The following is an 18,335-nucleotide window of genomic DNA, read 5'->3' as shown; positions in this document are numbered from 1 at the left end:
TAAAATAACTTATAAAATAAAGTATTTAAACTATTTAGAACCGGGTTTGCGCCCCAGCAGATACACCACCGAACTTTCGCCTTGATGCAATTCCCCTTCGTTTAACACATGGCGGCGGTGCTCGGCGTGCAGCCATTCCAAATCGGGGAACATCGCCTGCCAGTCCGCCAAACTGCCTAAAAATTCAGGGTTAGACGGTCCGCCTGTGCCCAGCGCAAGCTGCTCGCTGTGGTAAAACACCGCTACCAACAAACCACCCTCCCGCAACGCATTCACCGCCCTGCGCCCCACTGCCAAACGCAGCGGCGGCGGCAGTTGGAAAAACACGCTGCTGACCACATCATAGCTGCCCTGCTGCCAATCGTGGCTGCATAAATCCGCCTGCACCAGCTCAAGGCGCACACCACGGCTTTCCGCCAAACGCTGTGCCTTTGCCAAGCCCACGCTTGAAGCATCGGCAGCCGTTACCGACAAACCGCGTTCCGCCAAAAAAACCGCATTGCGCCCTTCGCCTGCCGCCAAATCCAAAGCGCGTCCGCTGCCGGGCAGATGGTGGGCGATTTCTTGCAGAAAAATATTGGCTTGTGTGCCGTAAACATAGTTTTCGCTGTCGTAGCGTTCGTCCCAAAACATGGTGGATTCCTTGGTATGTTAAAAGTGCTCGCTTGGATTAGGTAATGCCGTAACCCAATGTCTTTTGTTGGGTTTACGCTGCGCTTCAACCCAACCTACGCTTACTTGCTTCAGCCAAATAAACGTAATCAGCCAAAAATTTATTTTTCATGATTAAAACTTCTTAAAAAAATTAGTTACGATTAGAATATTGTACAGCAATTTCATGAAATTTTTCACTTATATTACTTGAACATTCTATAAACGATAAATTTATACCCATGAAACTTTTGGAATAGCTAAACTCAATTTTTTTGAGTAACACATTTTGGGTAATTTTATCAACTAAAATATGAGATGCCATATGTACGCCATCAACTTTATCATAAAAATCATAATATAGTATACGGCCATTTTCTATATTTCCTGCGCGTATTTGACCTCTAGTGTATTTATATTTTTTATTATTAAATAATAAAGTATTATTATTATTGATAGCATATCGTTTATCAATTTCCGTATCCGTAAATGGTTTCAATTTTTTCCACTCTTCCTCCCTAATCTGTTTACGCCATTGTTCAGGCGTTATATATACTGTAATCCCAGCTTCTTTTTTGCATAAATAGCTCACTTTTGCTTGAATATACGCAAATTCAATCGCCCAATAAACAATCCAACCGCCCATTGTCAGCATAAATCCTGCAAACAAGCCTTTTTTCTTGGCAATTTTGTAGCCAATAGTCATGGCAATCAGCGTTACCACTATCCAAACCAATAATCCAAAAAGTATCGCCAAACCTAACATGGTTTTATCGCTTTCATTTTTGAAATAATCCTATTTTTTATTAGGCGTAAGCTGGGCTAATCAACCCAGCTTTTGCTTTTTCGGCTGTTGTGTGGTTGGGTTTATGCTGTGCTTTAATCTACTTACTGCCGCTATAAGGCGCGGTGGCGTGCTGCCCAGTCGCTGCAACGTGCCAAATACCACACCAGCGCCACAGCAGCAGCGGCTAAAGAACCAATCAGCGCTGTCCAAAAGCCGTAAATGCCCATATCTGCCACACCATACGCCAGCCACCACCCCGGCAGCAAACCCAATCCCCAAAAGGCTACGGCGTGAATCAGCATGGGTCCGCGGGTGATTTTGTAGCCGCGCAAGGCGTAAGAAGCGGCGCATTGGATAAAGTCAAACAATTGCATCACGGCACACAATACCAATAATTGCGCGGCAATTGCCATCACATCGGCATCGTTGGTGTAAAACTGCGGTAATACGCCGCGTAACAGCAACAATACCGCCATGCACACTGCCGCTGCACCCACCGATAATGCCAGTGTTACCCCCGATACATAACGCGCTTGTTCAAAACGGCGCAAACCCACGCAGTAGCCCACGCGCACGGTGGCGGCTGCGCCAATGGCAGAAGGCACCATATAGGTAATGCTGCCGATGTTTAAGGTAATTTGTTGTGCGGCTACAGTGTCTTCGCCCAAGCGGGCAATCAGCCACACGATAAAACTGAACAGACTGACTTCTAAAAAGTAGGAAAAACCAATCGGCCAACCCAGTTGCCAGATTTGTTTTAATACGGTTTTGTCGGGACGGGAAAAACGCGCCGTGAGCGCAAACGGGGCAAAAAAACGCGCTTTGGACACATACAGCCATAAGGCAGCGGCGTTAAACCAAAACACCAGCGCGGTTGCCACACCGCAGCCTGCACCACCCATTGCGGGCATACCCAGTTTGCCGTAAACAAACACATAATTAAACGGGATATTCAGCAGCAAAGCCGCCCAACTAATCCACATAATCGCTTGTGTTTTTCCCAAGCTGGACGCATAGGCATACAGGGCGCGGTAAAGCATGGCGGCAGGCAGTGCCAAAGCGGTGTAAAACACATAGTCGCCCAACATGGTTTCTACGGCTTCCGTCATATTCAAATAGGCTTGCAGCGGACGAATAGCCAGCCACATGCCTAACATTCCCGCCGTTCCCAATGCCAAACCAAACCACAAACCCTGTCGCGCCGTTTCGCCGATGTTTTCGCGTTCGCCTGCGCCGTATTGTTGGGCAATCATGGGGTTGAGGGCGTTCATAATGCCGATAAAGGTAACCAGCAGGGTAACAAATACCGATGTTCCTAAGGCAACGGCAGTCAAATCGTCTTTGCCTGCGCCGCCTGCCATGGCGGTATCCACCACGCCCACGCCCACCGCTGCAATCTGTGCCGACATCATCGGCAGTGCCAATGCCAGCAGCATGCGTGTTTCCTTACCGAAGCGGCGGCGCGAATAACGGTTTAAACCAAATAACATTTTGCTTTGCCAAAAGGCGTAAATTGTACCGTCAAATCCCCGCACAGGGGCGGAAATCTCGTTCGCACGGGGCAAAATTTGTTATGATACGTTCTTTTCGGCAACCCACTTTCGGAGCGGTATTTCATCATGGCATTGCGTTCCTATCTCAACACCTTTCCCCAAATCAGCGACGGCTGCTATATTGACGACAGCGCCGTGATTATCGGCGATGTGGCAATTGATGCCCAAGCATCGGTATGGCCCTGCGCGGTGATTCGCGGCGATGTAAACAGCATCCGCATTGGCAAGCGCAGCAATATTCAAGATTTGTCCATGCTGCACGTTTCCCACAAAAACGATGCCAAACCCGACGGCTCGCCGCTGATTATCGGCGACGATGTTACTGTGGGGCATCATGTGGTGCTGCACGGCTGTCAGGTGGGCAACCGCGTGTTAATCGGCATCGGCAGCACCGTGTTAGACGATGCCGTGATTGAAGACGATGTCATGATTGGTGCAGGCAGTCTCGTCCCCCCGCGCAAACACCTGCAAAGCGGTTGGCTGTATATGGGTGCGCCCGTGCGCCAAATCCGCCGCCTTACTGAAGACGAACTGGCATTTTTACGCTATTCCGCCAATCATTATGTGCTTTTGGCGGGCAACTACAACCGTGGCACGCCCGAAAGCGACCCCCCGCTTCCCGCATCTGTTTAAGTTAAACCAAGGTAAAAAAGTATGAACTTCCAAGACCTGTTCCACCCCAACGAATTCGCCGCCCGCCACATCAGCTTTGGCGACCAAGCCGCGCTGTTGGCAGCATTGGGCGAAAGCGATATGGACAGCTTTATCGCCAACACCGTTCCGCAAAGCATCCGCATGCCCAACGAACTGGATTTGCCCGAAGCCTTGAGCGAAGCCGATGCTTTGGCAAAAATCAAAGCCATTGCCGCCAAAAACACCGTTAATAAAAGCTATATTGGCTTGGGCTACTACCCCACCCGCCTGCCCAACGTAATTTTGCGTAATGTGCTGGAAAACCCTGGCTGGTACACCGCCTACACCCCCTATCAGGCAGAAATCGCGCAAGGACGTTTGCAAGCCCTGTTAAATTTCCAGCAAGTGTGTATTGATTTAACGGGTTTTGACGTGGCAGGCGCATCGCTGTTGGACGAAGCCACCGCCGCCGCCGAAGCCATGTCTATGGCAAAACGCGTCAGCAAATCCAAGTCCAATCAATTTTTTGTAGATGAACGCGTATTCCCGCAAACGCTGGACGTGATGCGTACCCGCGCCAAATATTTTGGTTTTGAATTGGTAACAGGCGATTTTGCCACCGCGCAAAACGGCGACTTTTTCGGCGCACTGTTCCAATATGTTGGTAAAGACGGCGATGTTGCCGATTTGACTGACGTGATTGCCGCACTGAAAGCCAAAGACACGGTGGTTGCCGTGGCTGCCGATGTGATGAGCTTGGTTTTACTGAAATCCCCCGCCGCTTTGGGCGCAGATATTGCCTTGGGTAACACACAACGCTTTGGCGTACCAATGGGCTTTGGCGGTCCACACGCAGCTTATTTTGCCTTTAAAGACGAGTTTAAACGTTCTGCACCGGGGCGCATTATCGGCGTATCCAAAGATGCGGCAGGCAAACCCGCGCTGCGTATGGCACTATCCACCCGCGAACAGCACATCCGCCGCGAAAAAGCCACATCCAATATCTGTACCGCGCAAGCCTTGTTAGCCAATTTAGCGGGCATGTATGCCGTTTATCACGGACCCGAAGGGGTAAAACGCATCGCCCAACGCATTCACGCCTTGGCAGCAGCGTTCGCACAAGCCGTTTCAGGCAGCTTGAAAGTGCTTCATGCTGTGTTTTTTGACACCGTTGCCGTGGATTGCGGCAGCGCGGAACAAGCAGAAAGCATTTACCAAAACGCCTTGGCAGCAGGCTACAACCTGCGCCGTGTCAGCGACACGGTGTTAGCCGTGGCGTTTCATGAAGAATCGTCTGCCGAAGATTTTGCCGATTTAAGCCGTTTGTTTACAGGTACGGCACACGCCTTGCCCGAACAGGCTGCCACCGTGTTGGCAGACCATCTGCTGCGCCAAGACGCGATTTTGACCCACGAAGTGTTCAACCGTTACCACACCGAACACGAAATGTTGCGCTACCTGAAAAAACTGGAAGAGCGCGATTTGGCAATGAACCGCAGCATGATTTCATTGGGCAGCTGCACCATGAAGCTGAACGCCACCGCAGAAATGTTGCCGATTACTTGGGCAGAATTTTCGCAAATCCATCCGTTTGCGCCGCGCGAACAGGTACAGGGCTATGCGCAACTGCTGCGCGATTTGCACACGCAGTTAAAAGCCATTACGGGCTTTGATGCCATTTGTATGCAGCCCAATTCGGGGGCACAGGGCGAATACACAGGCTTGTTGTCTATCCGCCGCTACCACGAAGCCAATGGCGCACCCGAGCGCAATGTGTGCTTGATTCCGCAATCGGCACACGGTACCAATCCCGCCACCGCGCAAATGTTGGGCATGAAAGTGGTGGTGGTAAAGACCGACGAACAAGGCAATGTGGATATTGACGATTTGAAAGCCAAAGCCGCCGAACATCAGGCGAATTTGGGCGCATTGATGATTACCTATCCCTCTACCCACGGCGTGTATGAAGAAGGCATCCGCGACATCTGCCACATTGTGCATGAGCACGGCGGACAAGTGTATATGGACGGCGCGAACATGAACGCACAAATCGGCATTATGCAGCCTGCGGAAGTAGGTGCAGACGTATTGCACATGAATCTGCACAAAACCTTCTGTATTCCGCATGGCGGCGGTGGACCGGGTATGGGACCCATCGGCTTAAAAGCCCATCTTGCCCCATTTACGCCCAGCCACAGCGTAATGCCTGTATGCGGTGCGACTGACGGCATGAGTGCCGTTGCTGCTGCGCCTTATGGCTCTGCCAGCATTTTGCCGATTACTTGGATGTACATCACCCTGATGGGCAAACAAGGCATGGAACAGGCCACCCGTTGGGCGTTGCTGAACGCCAACTATGTTGCCAATGCCCTGAGTGCCGATTATCCGATTTTGTACACAGGCAAAAACGGACGTGTGGCGCACGAATGTATTGTCGATTTGCGCCCGCTGAAAGCCGAAAGCGGCATTACCGAAACCGACATCGCCAAACGCCTGATGGATTACGGTTTTCACGCCCCCACCGTGTCTTTCCCCGTAGCAGGCACGCTGATGATTGAGCCTACCGAATCGGAAAGCAAAGCCGAATTGGACCGCTTTATCGCCGCGTTGAAAGCCATTAAGCAAGAAGTGCTGAACGTACAAAACGGCGTATGGCCCAAAGACGACAACCCGCTGGTCAATGCCCCACACACCGCCGCCGATGTGACCGCCGCCGAATGGACACACCCCTACAGCCGCGAACAAGCCGTGTTCCCACTGCCCTATGTGCGCGACAACAAATTCTGGCCCAGCGTGAAGCGTGTGGACGACGTTTACGGCGACCGCAACTTGGTTTGTTCCTGCCCGCCTATGCAAGCCTATGAAGATTAATCAAAAACCCTCATAAAAATAGGCTGTTTGAGTCCCGCTCAAACAGCCTTAATTTTTTTAAAACAAACCTTTTTGCTCGCCCACATACTCATCTACCGCCGTTTTTACCCGAAAACCCAATCCGTCCAAATACCGCTTCAACACAGGAATATTGTAAAACGCATGGCTGCGCGTGGTGTTTTGAAAATACAGATACAACACATCAAAATCATCACGTTGCGCGTGTAAAGCCCCTGCCAACTGCTGCAATTCCGCATCGGTGTAACGGTAATCGTGCCGTTCCGCCGCCGAACGCCCCACGTGCCAATGGCGGTTACGCCCGTGCCAACGCGCATACGCCGTGCGCCCCAAGGGACGAAAAGCCGATTCGGGCAAACCAATTTCAGGCGGATAATCCACGCTACACCAAATCAACTGCGGCTGTGTTGCAAAAAATTCAAATACTTGAGGAATATGCCAACTTGGGTGGCGAAACTCCATCGCCACAGGATAATCTTGAAACCACAACACCAACTCCGTCAAATAGCGGCGATTAGCAGGATTGCGTTCAAATGAAAAAGGAAACTGGATACAAAGATTTGCCAACCTGTCGCCCAAAGGCTTTAAGGCATGAAGAAAATCCCGCGCCTGCTGTGCGGTGGCGCGGCGGGTGTGGCTGAAATCCTGATGCAGCTTGACCGAAAAACGCAGCCTGCCTGCGGCTTTTTCCGCCATGCCCTGCACAGCGCGCGCCCCAATCGGCGCGTGAAACGTGCTGTTGATTTCCACCGTATCGTAATGGCAGGCGTAAATATTGAGAAAATCGGTTTTGGGCGTGCCGTGCGGATAGAGCGTGCCGATTAGGTCGGTATCGCTGTATCCGCCTGTGCCGATGTAGATGGTGGGCTGGGACATTGTTAGGCTGCCTGAAACGGAAAACGAATCATTTTACAGCAAAAAATACAGCAATAAGTTGGGTTAGGCGAAACCGTAACCCAACGTTTGACAAATACGCCGTACGCACTTTTTAGGCTGCCGTGTAGCTTGCTTGCTACTGAAATGTTTTACTGCCCGAGGGTTTTTAATAATATTTGCAATGCCTCCTTGGCATTTTCATCACCTTGAGCAGCGGCTTTTTCAAACCATTTTTGCGCGGTAGCAGAGTCTTGCTCTACACCGTCTCCGTTGCCATACAATACCCCCAGATTATATTGTGCATTGACGTGACCCTCTATGGCGGCTTTTTCATACCAGTATCGCGCTAAAACATAGTCTTGTTCCACACCTCGCCCAGTATCATACAGTAATCCAAGCCCGTATTGTGCAACAGTATGTCCTTGTTCTGCAGCTTTTTCATACCATTGCTTTGCGACACTATAATTTTTCTCCACTCCATATCCGTTTACATACACTAATGCTAACGCATTTTGTGCGAGAGCCTGCCCTTGCTCTGCAGCTTTTTCCCACCACTTTCGTGCTGTGGCATAATCCTGTGCCACACCTTTTGCGTAAAAATACAATGAGCCTAAATTGTATTGGGCATCGGCATACCCTTGTTCTGCAGCTTTTTCGTACCATTTTCTTGCGATAACATAATCTTGTTCTACCCCTTGTCCATGGTAATACAATAAACCCATATTGTATTGGGCACGGGCAGATGCGTTATCATTTAAGATTTCCATCTCCAATAACCGTTTGGCTTCGGCATAATCGCCCCTTATGTAGGCTGCATCAATAGGGTCGCTTACCTCATAGTCAGATTGGGGGGAATTGGTGGTAATTGTATCCATGGTGTTATCCTTGTTAAATCCATTTGAGTTCAAAAAAATAAGTCAATATAGGCAAATCTGTCACTCAAAGTTGTATAAAAATTTTGGGTTTATGCTGCGTTTCAACCTAATTATTGCTTATTCACAGGCAGGCTACCTGAAACCCCTTTCAGGTAGCCCGTTTATTTTATGCCAGTTTTGCCAGCGCGTCTTTTACTTTCGCCATTTTTTCATTTAAGGCAGCCAGTTCGCTGCGGTCTTTTTCCACCAAATGCGCGGGGGCTTTGTCGGTGTAGCCCGGTTTGGACAGCTTGGCGTTTAATTTGTCCAAAGCCTTTTGCAGCTTTTCCGCTTCCTTGTTCAGGCGTGCGGTTTCAGCGGCTTTGTCAATTTCCACCTTCAGCATCAAACGTGCGCCGTTGCACACGGCAACAGGCGCGTCTTCGCTTTCAGGCAGCGTGCTTACCTGCACCGCTTCGGTTAAACGCGCCATTGCAGGCAGATAGGTCAGCAGTTCTGCCAAATCCTGATGGCTTTCCACAAACAAGGGCGCTTTGATATTGGGGGCAATGCCCATTTCGCCGCGCAATACGCGCACCGCGCCGATTAAGTCCTGCAATGCCGCCATTTTGTCAAACGCGGCAGGGACGATTTTGTCGGGGTCGGGTTGGGGGAACGCCGCCAACATAATGCTGTCGCCGTGTTTGGCATGGGCAAGCGGGGCGATGTGTTGCCACAGCTCTTCGGTAATAAACGGAATAATCGGATGCAGCAGACGCAGCGCCACTTCCAATACGCGCACCAAAGTGCGGCGCGTGGTACGTTGGCGGCTGTCGCAGCCGTTTTGCAACTGCACTTTTGCCAATTCCACATACCAGTCGCAAAAATCGTTCCACACAAATTCATACAGGGTTTGCGCTGCCAAATCAAAACGGTAGCTTTCATAGGCTTCGGCGGCGGCGGCTTCGGTTTGCTGCAAACGTCCGATAATCCATTGGTCGGCAAAGCTGTATGCCAAAGGTTGGCTTTCGTCTTGTCCGCAGTCTTTGCCTTCGGTGTTCATCAGCACAAAATTGGTGGCGTTCCAGATTTTGTTACAGAAATTGCGGTAGCCTTCGGCGCGTTTAAAGTCAAAATTGATGCTGCGCCCCAAGCTGGCATAGCTTGCCATGGTAAAACGCAATGCGTCCGCGCCCATGGCGGGAATGCCTTCGGGGAACAGTTTTTCGGTGGCAGTGCGGACTTGCGGCGCGGTTTCAGGGCGGCGCAAGCCTGTGGTGCGTTTTTCCAGCAGTTCGGGCAGGGCGATGCCGTCAATCAAATCCACAGGGTCAATCACATTGCCTTCGGATTTGGACATTTTTTTGCCTTCGTGGTCGCGCACCATGCCGTGAATATACACGTCTTTAAACGGCACTTTGCCCGTGAAGTGGGTGGTCATCATAATCATCCGCGCCACCCAGAAAAAGATGATTTCGTAACCCGTTACCAGCACGGAAGACGGTAAAAAGGCTTTCAGTTCATCGGTATCCAAGCCATTATCTGTCCAGCCCAAAGTGGAAAACGGCACAAGCGCAGACGAAAACCATGTGTCCAACACGTCTTCATCACGGCGCAAAACGGCGTTTGCACCTGCTTTGGCTTGGGCTTCGGCTGCGTTGTGGGCAACGTAAATATTGCCGTTTTCGTCATACCATGCGGGAATTTGGTGTCCCCACCACAGCTGGCGCGAGATGCACCAGTCTTGCAGGTTGTTCATCCATTGGTTGTAGGTATTGACCCAGTTTTCGGGGATAAATTTGACTTGTCCGCTGTCTACGGCGTGTTTGGCTTTTTGTGCCAAGCTCATGCCTGTAAATTCGCTGTCGGGCTCGCCGTTTTGCGGCTGGGTGTGCATGGCAACAAACCATTGGTCGGTGAGCATGGGTTCAATCACGCTGCCTGTGCGGTCGCCTTTGGGGGTCATCAGCTTGTGGGCTTTGGTCTCGGCTAATAAGCCTTGTGCGTCCAAATCGGCAATGATTTGTTTACGCGCGGCAAAACGGTCCAAACCTGCATAGTTTTCAGGCAGCCTGAAACTGTCCAATACTTGGCTGCGGAAGTTAAACACTTGCGCTTCGGGCAGGATTTTGGCTTGTAAATCCAAGACGTTTACCAAGGGTGTGTCGTGGCGTTTGCCGACTTCATAGTCGTTGAAATCGTGGGCAGGGGTGATTTTGACGCAGCCTGTACCAAATTCTTTATCCACATATTCATCGGCAATCACGGGAATGGTGCGCCCGCACAAAGGCAGTTGCAGTTGTTTGCCAATCAGGTGTTGATAACGCTCGTCTTCGGGGTGAACGGCAACGGCAACGTCGCCGAGCAGGGTTTCGGGGCGGGTGGTGGCGACAATCAGGGCTTCATCGGGGGCATCGGCAAGCGGATAGCGGATGTGCCACATGTGTCCGTCGGTTTCCACGTTTTCCACTTCAAGGTCGGAAACCGCCGTGCCTAACACGGGGTCCCAGTTTACCAAGCGTTTGCCACGGTAAATCAAGCCCTGTTCGTGCAGTTTCACAAACACGCGGGTCACGGTGTCGGCACGGACTTCGTCCATGGTAAAGTATTCGCGCGACCAGTCGGCAGAACAACCGACACGGCGCATTTGGTCGGTAATCGTACCGCCCGATTGTTCTTTCCATTGCCACACTTTTTCTAAAAAGGCTTCGCGTCCCAAATCGTGGCGCGACACGCCTTGGGCGGCAAGCTGACGTTCCACCACAATTTGCGTGGCAATGCCTGCGTGGTCGGTACCCGGAATCCAGCAGGTATTGCGCCCTTTCATGCGGTAGTAACGCGCCAAACCGTCCATAATGGTTTGGTTAAAGGCATGCCCCATGTGCAGCGTACCCGTTACATTGGGCGGGGGAAGCTGAATGGCAAAGGCTTCGCCACGGCTGAAATCGGGCTGAAACGCGCCTGCTGCCTGCCAACGGGCATAATGTTTGGATTCAAGTTCGGCGGGGGAATATTTGGGTAACATGATTTTTTAGATTGTGAAAAAAGAATCGGCGATTATAGCATTGTGAAAAATCGGCGAAAATTATTCTTTAAGTTTTTCAAATTAAAAAATAAACCATTTGAAATCAATTTGGTATTTAATTATCAAAAATTATCAGATTTTATCAAAAAATCATCAGTTGTTCTGAATAATGCCATTGGATATCATGAGTGCATTACCAACAAGCAACTAGGAGTTTCTTATGAAACACAAGAACCAAAGTAATCATCGTGCCGATATTAGCAATCCTAACCATGGAACATCAGGAACGAATAAAACTTATTCCAGAAACCAAGGAAATCGTGGATGGCAAATGAATCCACAGAATCCTAATTATCAACCACCTAAAAAGAAATAAGTGTACAATATAGGAAGCAATATCTTTAAGAGATATTGCTTCCTGTTATACATAAAAGGAAAATTTAATGGAGTCAAATACCAAAACTAAAAAGAAGCCATTTAAACAAACTCGTGAATTGATAAGGCTGGCAATTAATAATGGTTGGACGCAAAAAGAAATTGCTGATAAGTGCCGCACCCAGCAATCTGTTGTAAGTGCTTGGTACAGAGGAGAGAAACTGGCTACAGAGCAACAGCTTAAACCATTGTTAGATTTATTTGGTCATAAATTAAGACGTAATACCTTTCGGCTTTACTGGGGTGTAGACGATAAAGATGAGAAAATTTTTATAAAGGTTGAAGGTAAAATTATTTTTAGCCTAATTTTCCAAGAAAAATCAAGTTTTTCATCTCAACAACCATATAAGGTAATTATTCACTACCAAGGAAATAATAAGTTTTTCCTAATTTGGCAACACAAAATTAGTACAAAAGACTTCAACAATTTAGAGGGTGCATTATGGCAAACGATATTTATCAAATCTTTTTTATTGAATGAATTGATTGATTATTTTGAAGAAATTTCTATTTGTGAGTTTAGTCAAGATTTAAATAAGTATAGTGAGCATTTATCTGCTTTACCTTTTTTGATTAGGCAAGCATTGTTAAATCATGGGTTTTCAATAGATGGCTTAACTGAATACCCTGCTTCATGGTAAAATTTTTACAAAACCCCCTAAGGTAGTAGAGCCAGCCTTAATAATGGCTCAATTCTATGGGTTATTTAACCCTGTTTTGTTGTTGTTTACCAGCTAAGCCTTGCAAAGTGCCTGTTGCACCTGCAATGCGATGACAAAGCAACTTTAAGGCTTAACAACTGTTGCTGTGAATGCAGCTAGAAGAAAGGGAAACCGAGTACTTGAAAAACCGTTGTTTAAGACTAAGGGCTAGGGGTGGGTAAAAACCAAGCCGTCAGTTTACTGACCGCTTGGTTTTCTATTGTCTAAAATTTGTTAAGTAGATAGTAAACAACATATAATCGCCGTTTTTCACAAGGGCAAACCCATGACCCCGCAAACCATTTTAGATTTCTGGTTTTCCCCCGACAACCAAGCGTTTTGGTTTAAAAAAAGCGATGAATTTGACGCCCAAATCCGCGCCCGTTTTTTCGCGCTGTGGCAACAAGCCGCACAAAGCGAGTTATACGGCTGGCGCGACAGCCTGCACGGGCGTTTGGCGGAAATTATTGTGTTGGACCAATTTTCGCGCAACCTGCACCGCAACAGCCCTTTGGCGTTTGCCCAAGACAATATGGCGGTGGCGCTGACACAAGAAGCCGTGAAACAAAACGGTTTCGCACAAATGAATGACAGCGAACGCCACATGATGCTGATGCCGCTGATGCACAGCGAAAGCCGCGCCGTTCACGCGCAGGCAGAAAAACTGTTTGCCGAATACACCACACCCTATGCCTTGGAATTTGAAATCAAACACAAAGTGATTATTGACCGTTTCGGGCGTTATCCCCACCGCAACGCCGTATTGGGGCGCGAAAGCACCGCCGAAGAAATTGCCTTTTTGCAAGAACCCGATTCGTCTTTTTAAGCTTTTTGTTTTAAAGAAAGTCAGCCAATGAGCAATCTTGCCATCTTTGATTTAGACCACACCCTCATCGCCACCGACAGCGACCGCGCCTTTACCGAGTTTTTGATTGAACAAGGTTTTTTAGATGCAGACGAAGCCGCTGCCCGCAACGAACAATTTTACCGCGACTACCAAAACGGCTGTTTGGACGTGCATGAATTTGTTGCCTTTCAAATGGGTGCAGTAACAAATGTGGCGCGCGCCGAATTGGATGCGCTGCATCCGCAGTTTGTACGCGACAAAATCGCCGCGTATATTTTGGCAGACGCACAGGCAACCGTGGCACAACACCGCAGCCAAGGCGATGAATTGCTGGTCATTTCTTCCACCAATGAATTTATTATTACGCCGATTTGCCATCTGTTTGGTATCACGGAAATTATCGGAACAGCATTGCAGACGGACGAAGCAGGACGTTTTAACGGCAAAATTCAAGGCACGCCCAGCTTGGGCGAGGGCAAAATCACCCGTTTGCAGCAATGGTTGCAGACGCGTGGCAAGCAGCGCAGCGATTACGGAAAAGTGGTGTTTTACAGCGATTCCAAAAACGATTTGCCGCTGCTGCGTTGGGCGAATGAAGCGGTGGCAGTGAATCCCGATGACACGCTGAAACAGGAAGCGCAGCAAAAGGGTTGGCGTATTGAATATTGGCGTTAAAATATAGTTGATAAAAATAAAAACGAGACAAGGCGACAACGCCCGCCGTGTACGAACAGTACATCAGGGCGTGGGTAACGCCGTATCGTTGCGATTTTAATCAACTATAGTAAATTAAAATTGCAACGATATGGCGTTGTCGCCTTGTCTCGTTTTTATTTTTATCCACTATAAAACGGCACGGTTGTGCTAACCGTGCCGTTTTTGATTATCCAATCATCAGATTTTAAGAGGCATCAGATTTGGGCGCATCTGCCGCCGCCACATTAATATTGGCACCCAAATCCGCCGCTGCAGTAAACAGCACATCGGTAGAAGAGTTTAACGCCGTTTCGGCAGAATCCTGAATCACACCGATAATCATGCCGATTGCCACCACATTCATGGCAACGTCGTTGGAAATATTAAACAAGCTGCACGCCAGCGGAATCAGTAGCAGCGAACCACCCGCCACACCCGATGCACCGCACGCACTTACCGTTGCCACCAAGCTTAACAGCAATGCTGTGGCAAAATCCACGCTAATGCCTTGTGTGTGCGCGGCTGCCAAAGTTAGCACGGTAATGGTAATCGCTGCGCCTGCCATATTGATGGTTGCACCCAAAGGCAGCGACACGCTGTACGTATCTTCATGCAGATTCAGTTTTTTTGCCAAAGCAAAATTGATGGGGATATTGGCAGCAGAAGAGCGGGTAAAAAACGCGGGAACGCCGCTTTCGCGCAAGCACAAAAACACCAAAGGATAAGGGTTTTTACGGATACGCAAAAACACCAGCAAGGGATTGACCACCAAGGCCACAAACGCCATACAGCCCACCAACACCACAATCAAACGCACATATTCCAGCAAAGTGGCTGCGCCTGTGTTGGCAACGGTTTCTGCCAGCAAGCCCAATACGCCCAAAGGTGCAAAACGGATAATCCACGCCACAATGGTGGAAACGGCTTTAGACATATCGCTGATAACGGTTAAAGTGGCAGGCGATGCACGGCGCAGGGCAAAACCCAGCAACAACGCCCATGCCAAAATGCCGATGTAGTTGGCATTGCTTAAAGCATTCACAGGATTGGCAACCAGATTCATCAGCAGATTGGTCATCACTTCGGCAATGCCTGACGGGGGCGTGAGTTTGTCGTCAGCCTGCTGCAACAGCGTCAGCGTGCTGGGAAACATAAAGCTGGCAGCCACCGCCACCACCGCCGCGCTAAACGTGCCGATTAAATACATGATTAAAATCGGACGGATATGGGTTTTGGTTTCGCTGTTGTGTTGGGCGATGGCAGCGGTTACCAGCACAAACACCAAAAACGGGGCAACACTTTTTAATGCGCCCACAAACAGCTTACCCAAAATCGCCACCGTGGGCACGGCAGCGGGAAGAAACTGTCCGATAAACGCGCCAACCAGCAAGCCCGCAATAATTTGATAAATCAGACCTGTACGCTGATACACACGGCATAAGGTATGCAAGAACATAATGGGATTTCCAAACAGATAAAGTTAAAGCGAATTATTATCGCAAAATCGGTTTCCGTCAAACAAAGGCATTGATGTTACACTATAACATTAAATACGGTACAATCGCCCTTTTTACTTATTGGAACACCACCATGAATCTCAAAACCCTTTATTCTGCTTTTGCGGCACTGCTTGTGTGGACAGGCACAGCTTTGGCTGAACCTTTGCCTGTGGTCAGCAGCTTCAGCATTTTGGGCGATGTTGCCACGCAAATCGGCGGTAACCGCGTACAGGTTAAAAACTTGGTGGGCGCAGATGCCGATGCCCACGCTTACCGTTTAACAGCACGCGACAGCCAAAGCATTGCTCAAGCCAAGCTGGTGTTGCTCAACGGATTGGGTTTGGAAAAAGCCGATATTGTCCGCGCTGTTAAACAAAGCAAAGTGCCTTATGCCGAAGCCGCCGCAGGCATCAGCCCGATTAAAGCTACCGAACACGCCCATCATCATCACGGGCATGACCACGACCACGGCGAGTTTGACCCCCATGTGTGGCACGACCCCGTATTGATGCAAAAATACGCCGCCAACGTTACCGCTGCGCTTACCAAAGCCGATCCCGCAGGCAAAAGCCATTACCAAGCAGGTTTACAGCGTTATCTTGCCCAGTTAAAACAATTGGACCAATACGCCCGCCAACAATTCGCCGCCGTGCCTGCTGCCAAGCGCAAAGTTTTAACGGGACACGATTCCTTTGCCTATTTGGGTAAACGCTATGGCGTAATGTTTTTGTCGCCGCAGGGCGTAAGCACCGAAGCCGAGCCTTCTGCGCGTACCGTTGCTGCCATTATCCGCCAAATCAAACAACAAGGGCTCAAAGCCGTGTTTGTAGAAAACATTAAAGACGGACGCATGATTAGCCGCATCGCCCAAGAAACCGGCGTAAAAGTCAGCGGCAAACTGTATTCCGATGCCCTTAGCCGTGGTGCACCCGCTGCCACCTATGCCGATTTGTTCCGCCACAATGTGCGTACCCTCACTAACAGCATGAAATAGCATTGTAAAATCCGCTTTACAAAAGCCCTGAACACTCTTAACATATCTGCTCTAAGAAACTTCCTGTAACGGACAAAGTGGCGTGTATTCGCCCTTTGCCCGTTTTTGCAATCTTTTGAATAAAAATAGCCTTTTCAAGGAGCAAACCTCATGGATATCAAAACCATCGCCCTAATGGCATCGGTGCTGGCACTGGCTGCCTGTGGCAACGGCGAAAAACGCAAACAAGAGCGTGAAAAGAAAGCCGAAAAAGCCGCCGCCGAGCAAAGCCAACATACCAATAACTACGCCTGCCACAGCATAACCGATGACGAAGTAGCCGCCCTGTTTGACCGTTGGAACAACGCCCTCAAAACAGGCAAGCCTGCCAATGTGGTGGCGACCTACGCCAAAGATTCTGTATTGTTGCCCACTCTTTCCGATAAAGTGCGTTACAGCCCTGCCGAAAAAGAAGACTACTTTGTTCATTTTCTGGAAAAATCGCCCGTAGGTGAAATCAACGAACGCCACATTCAAATCGGCTGTAATACCGCGTTTGATGCAGGTGTTTACACCTTTACCTTTGGCAAAACAGGCGAAAAAGCCACAGGACGCTACAGCTACACCTACAAATGGGACGGTAAAGACTGGTTGATTACCAGCCACCATTCCTCACTGATGCCCGAAGCGCAAGCCGCCAAAACCGCTGCCGCAGTCGCCGCTGCCAAAGCCCAAGCTGCAGCCGTGCCCGCAGCCCCCGCCTCTGCCCCGATTGCACCGGTAGCCCATCCTGCCACCGCCGCCGCCACGCCCGCACAGCAGCAACAGGCAGCAGCGGCAATGGCATCCGCTCCGATTGCCCCTGTCGCAGCCCCTGCACCCGCATCCGCGCCTGCCGCGCACTAAAGCCTCCAAGCCCAAGCACCTGTTTGAATGCACGGCAGGTGCTTGGTAAACCGATAAAACTTCCCCATTATCCCCTCCCCTGTTTACGGGAGAGGGCTAGAGTGGGGGATAAAATAAAACACCTGCAGATACAAGCATCTGCGGGTGTTTTCAATTAAATCTCAACGCTTTTCGGCAGCAAAGGCACGCCGTTTCAGCATATCCAGCACTGATGTGGGCAGGAATTTCCGCAGCCACCAAAATACCTGTGTTGGCACGGTTACGCGGTAGCGCGGCTTCGGCACGGTATCGGTAAAAGCACAGGCGCAGATTTCGGCACAAGCCGCAGCCGATACGGTAAACGGCGTGGGCTTGGTTTGCCCTGCCAAACGCGCCAAATGATTTTGATATGCCACACGATGCACGCTGTTTTCTATGTCAATATTTTGCTTAAATTTACTTAGGGCGTGTTCGCTAAAACGGCTGGTAACGGGACCTGGTTCAACCAAGCTGACGTAAATTTCCGTACCGTGTACTTCGTGGCGCAGGGTGTCGCACATGCCTTCTAGGGCAAATTTGCTGCTGTTGTACGCGCCGCGCATGGGCATAGCAGCAAAACCAAGAATGCTGCTATTGACCAACAAACGCCCATACCCTTGTTTACGAAAGATTTTCATGGCTTCAGCAACACATTGCCATGTGCCGAATACATTGGTTTCAAACTGCGCCCGCAGCGCAGCGCGGGAAACGTCTTCCACCGCGCCCATCTGCCCGTAACCTGCATTGCAAAACACGCCGTCCAGCGTTCCGCCTGTTTGCGCCAATACGGCGGCAAAAGCGGCGGAAACGCTGTTTTCGTCGTCCAAATCCATCAGCACGGTTTCCAGCCCTTCGGCTGCCAAACGGCTGCGGTCGCTTTCTTGGCGTACGGCGGCGAACACGCGCCAGCCCAAGGCGCGCATCCGCAAGACGCTGTCGTAGCCGATGCCGCTGGATGCGCCTGTAATCAAAATGCTTTTTTGTGTCATAAT

16 protein-coding genes are annotated in these 18,335 nt (G+C 49.8%); 8 read left to right on the top strand and 8 right to left on the bottom strand.

The window, feature by feature from the left end:
- Positions 1-30: 30 nt before the first annotated feature.
- The 3 genes from H3L98_RS02705 to H3L98_RS02695 form a co-directional block, all read right to left on the bottom strand.
- A complete protein-coding gene (locus tag H3L98_RS02705; protein WP_027022285.1) occupies positions 31-633 on the bottom strand; it encodes a class I SAM-dependent methyltransferase in 603 nt (200 codons plus the stop codon).
- A 172-nt stretch (positions 634-805) separates the two neighbouring features.
- Positions 806-1,417, bottom strand: coding sequence for a hypothetical protein (locus H3L98_RS02700; RefSeq protein ID WP_027022286.1), 612 nt, complete (start codon positions 1,415-1,417; stop codon positions 806-808).
- Positions 1,418-1,548: 131 nt separating this feature from the next.
- Positions 1,549-2,928: an MATE family efflux transporter gene (locus tag H3L98_RS02695; protein WP_027022287.1), complete on the bottom strand. Its 1,380-nt coding sequence runs from the start codon at positions 2,926-2,928 to the stop codon at positions 1,549-1,551.
- A 126-nt stretch (positions 2,929-3,054) separates the two neighbouring features.
- Here H3L98_RS02695 and H3L98_RS02690 point away from each other — a divergent pair, with 126 nt between their 5' ends.
- Together H3L98_RS02690 and gcvP are read left to right on the top strand one after the other, a co-directional pair.
- On the top strand, positions 3,055-3,624 hold the full coding sequence (locus H3L98_RS02690; RefSeq protein WP_211247106.1) for a gamma carbonic anhydrase family protein: 570 nt from the start codon (positions 3,055-3,057) through the stop codon (positions 3,622-3,624).
- A gap of 21 nt (positions 3,625-3,645) precedes the next feature.
- Complete coding sequence (gene gcvP, locus H3L98_RS02685) at positions 3,646-6,495, top strand: aminomethyl-transferring glycine dehydrogenase (protein WP_027022288.1); 2,850 nt, start codon at positions 3,646-3,648, stop codon at positions 6,493-6,495.
- 57 nt (positions 6,496-6,552) lie between these two features.
- On the opposite strand, the gene H3L98_RS02680 is transcribed toward gcvP, so the two are convergent.
- The 3 genes from H3L98_RS02680 to H3L98_RS02670 all read right to left on the bottom strand — a co-directional run bounded on the left by H3L98_RS02680 (position 6,553) and on the right by H3L98_RS02670 (position 11,268).
- A complete protein-coding gene (locus tag H3L98_RS02680; protein ID WP_027022289.1) occupies positions 6,553-7,389 on the bottom strand; it encodes a DUF72 domain-containing protein in 837 nt (278 codons plus the stop codon).
- Between the two features lie 149 nt (positions 7,390-7,538).
- Positions 7,539-8,264: a tetratricopeptide repeat protein gene (locus H3L98_RS02675; RefSeq protein ID WP_084481897.1), complete on the bottom strand. Its 726-nt coding sequence runs from the start codon at positions 8,262-8,264 to the stop codon at positions 7,539-7,541.
- Between the two features lie 166 nt (positions 8,265-8,430).
- Complete coding sequence (locus H3L98_RS02670) at positions 8,431-11,268, bottom strand: valine--tRNA ligase (RefSeq protein ID WP_027022290.1); 2,838 nt, start codon at positions 11,266-11,268, stop codon at positions 8,431-8,433.
- Between the two features lie 220 nt (positions 11,269-11,488).
- Here H3L98_RS02670 and H3L98_RS02665 point away from each other — a divergent pair, with 220 nt between their 5' ends.
- The 4 genes from H3L98_RS02665 (at position 11,489) to H3L98_RS02650 (ending at position 13,926) form a co-directional block, all read left to right on the top strand.
- Positions 11,489-11,644 carry a hypothetical protein gene (locus tag H3L98_RS02665; protein WP_169733472.1) on the top strand — a complete coding sequence of 52 codons (156 nt, stop codon included), beginning with the start codon at positions 11,489-11,491 and terminating at the stop codon, positions 11,642-11,644.
- Positions 11,645-11,711: 67 nt separating this feature from the next.
- The gene (locus H3L98_RS02660) at positions 11,712-12,344 is read left to right on the top strand and encodes a helix-turn-helix domain-containing protein (protein ID WP_027022291.1); all 633 of its coding nucleotides are present in this window, start codon (positions 11,712-11,714) and stop codon (positions 12,342-12,344) included.
- Positions 12,345-12,690: 346 nt separating this feature from the next.
- On the top strand, positions 12,691-13,230 hold the full coding sequence (locus H3L98_RS02655) for a DUF924 family protein (RefSeq protein WP_027022292.1): 540 nt from the start codon (positions 12,691-12,693) through the stop codon (positions 13,228-13,230).
- 27 nt (positions 13,231-13,257) lie between these two features.
- On the top strand, positions 13,258-13,926 hold the full coding sequence (locus H3L98_RS02650) for an HAD family hydrolase (RefSeq protein WP_027022293.1): 669 nt from the start codon (positions 13,258-13,260) through the stop codon (positions 13,924-13,926).
- 226 nt (positions 13,927-14,152) lie between these two features.
- On the opposite strand, the gene sstT is transcribed toward H3L98_RS02650, so the two are convergent.
- On the bottom strand, positions 14,153-15,406 hold the full coding sequence (sstT, locus tag H3L98_RS02645) for a serine/threonine transporter SstT (RefSeq protein ID WP_420838889.1): 1,254 nt from the start codon (positions 15,404-15,406) through the stop codon (positions 14,153-14,155).
- 131 nt (positions 15,407-15,537) lie between these two features.
- On the opposite strand from sstT, the gene H3L98_RS02640 reads away from it, so the two are divergent.
- Both H3L98_RS02640 and H3L98_RS02635 read left to right on the top strand, forming a co-directional pair.
- Positions 15,538-16,440, top strand: a complete 903-nt coding sequence (locus H3L98_RS02640) for a metal ABC transporter solute-binding protein, Zn/Mn family (protein ID WP_027022295.1) — start codon at positions 15,538-15,540, stop codon at positions 16,438-16,440.
- Positions 16,441-16,590: 150 nt separating this feature from the next.
- Entirely contained in the window at positions 16,591-17,325 is a 735-nt protein-coding gene (locus H3L98_RS02635; protein ID WP_084481898.1) for a DUF4440 domain-containing protein, read from the top strand.
- 161 nt (positions 17,326-17,486) lie between these two features.
- On the opposite strand, the gene H3L98_RS02630 is transcribed toward H3L98_RS02635, so the two are convergent.
- Complete coding sequence (locus tag H3L98_RS02630; RefSeq protein ID WP_027022296.1) at positions 17,487-18,332, bottom strand: SDR family NAD(P)-dependent oxidoreductase; 846 nt, start codon at positions 18,330-18,332, stop codon at positions 17,487-17,489.
- Positions 18,333-18,335: the final 3 nt, after the last annotated feature.

The sequence above is a fragment of the Conchiformibius steedae genome, assembly GCF_014054725.1.
Classification (GTDB): Bacteria; Pseudomonadota; Gammaproteobacteria; order Burkholderiales; family Neisseriaceae; genus Conchiformibius; species Conchiformibius steedae.
This window is presented reverse-complemented; position numbering and strand designations above follow the sequence as displayed.

What these genes read in the sequence shown, in the direction of transcription:
- H3L98_RS02705 (WP_027022285.1), bottom strand. Translation starts at nt 633, where the DNA reads ATGTTTTGGGACGAACGCTACGACAGCGAAAACTATGTTTACGGCACA.
- H3L98_RS02700 (WP_027022286.1), bottom strand. Translation starts at nt 1,417, where the DNA reads ATGTTAGGTTTGGCGATACTTTTTGGATTATTGGTTTGGATAGTGGTA.
- H3L98_RS02695 (WP_027022287.1), bottom strand. Translation starts at nt 2,928, where the DNA reads ATGTTATTTGGTTTAAACCGTTATTCGCGCCGCCGCTTCGGTAAGGAA.
- gcvP (WP_027022288.1), top strand. Translation starts at nt 3,646, where the DNA reads ATGAACTTCCAAGACCTGTTCCACCCCAACGAATTCGCCGCCCGCCAC.
- H3L98_RS02680 (WP_027022289.1), bottom strand. Translation starts at nt 7,389, where the DNA reads ATGTCCCAGCCCACCATCTACATCGGCACAGGCGGATACAGCGATACC.
- H3L98_RS02675 (WP_084481897.1), bottom strand. Translation starts at nt 8,264, where the DNA reads ATGGATACAATTACCACCAATTCCCCCCAATCTGACTATGAGGTAAGC.
- H3L98_RS02670 (WP_027022290.1), bottom strand. Translation starts at nt 11,268, where the DNA reads ATGTTACCCAAATATTCCCCCGCCGAACTTGAATCCAAACATTATGCC.
- H3L98_RS02665 (WP_169733472.1), top strand. Translation starts at nt 11,489, where the DNA reads ATGAAACACAAGAACCAAAGTAATCATCGTGCCGATATTAGCAATCCT.
- H3L98_RS02660 (WP_027022291.1), top strand. Translation starts at nt 11,712, where the DNA reads ATGGAGTCAAATACCAAAACTAAAAAGAAGCCATTTAAACAAACTCGT.
- H3L98_RS02655 (WP_027022292.1), top strand. Translation starts at nt 12,691, where the DNA reads ATGACCCCGCAAACCATTTTAGATTTCTGGTTTTCCCCCGACAACCAA.
- H3L98_RS02650 (WP_027022293.1), top strand. Translation starts at nt 13,258, where the DNA reads ATGAGCAATCTTGCCATCTTTGATTTAGACCACACCCTCATCGCCACC.
- H3L98_RS02640 (WP_027022295.1), top strand. Translation starts at nt 15,538, where the DNA reads ATGAATCTCAAAACCCTTTATTCTGCTTTTGCGGCACTGCTTGTGTGG.
- H3L98_RS02635 (WP_084481898.1), top strand. Translation starts at nt 16,591, where the DNA reads ATGGATATCAAAACCATCGCCCTAATGGCATCGGTGCTGGCACTGGCT.
- H3L98_RS02630 (WP_027022296.1), bottom strand. Translation starts at nt 18,332, where the DNA reads ATGACACAAAAAAGCATTTTGATTACAGGCGCATCCAGCGGCATCGGC.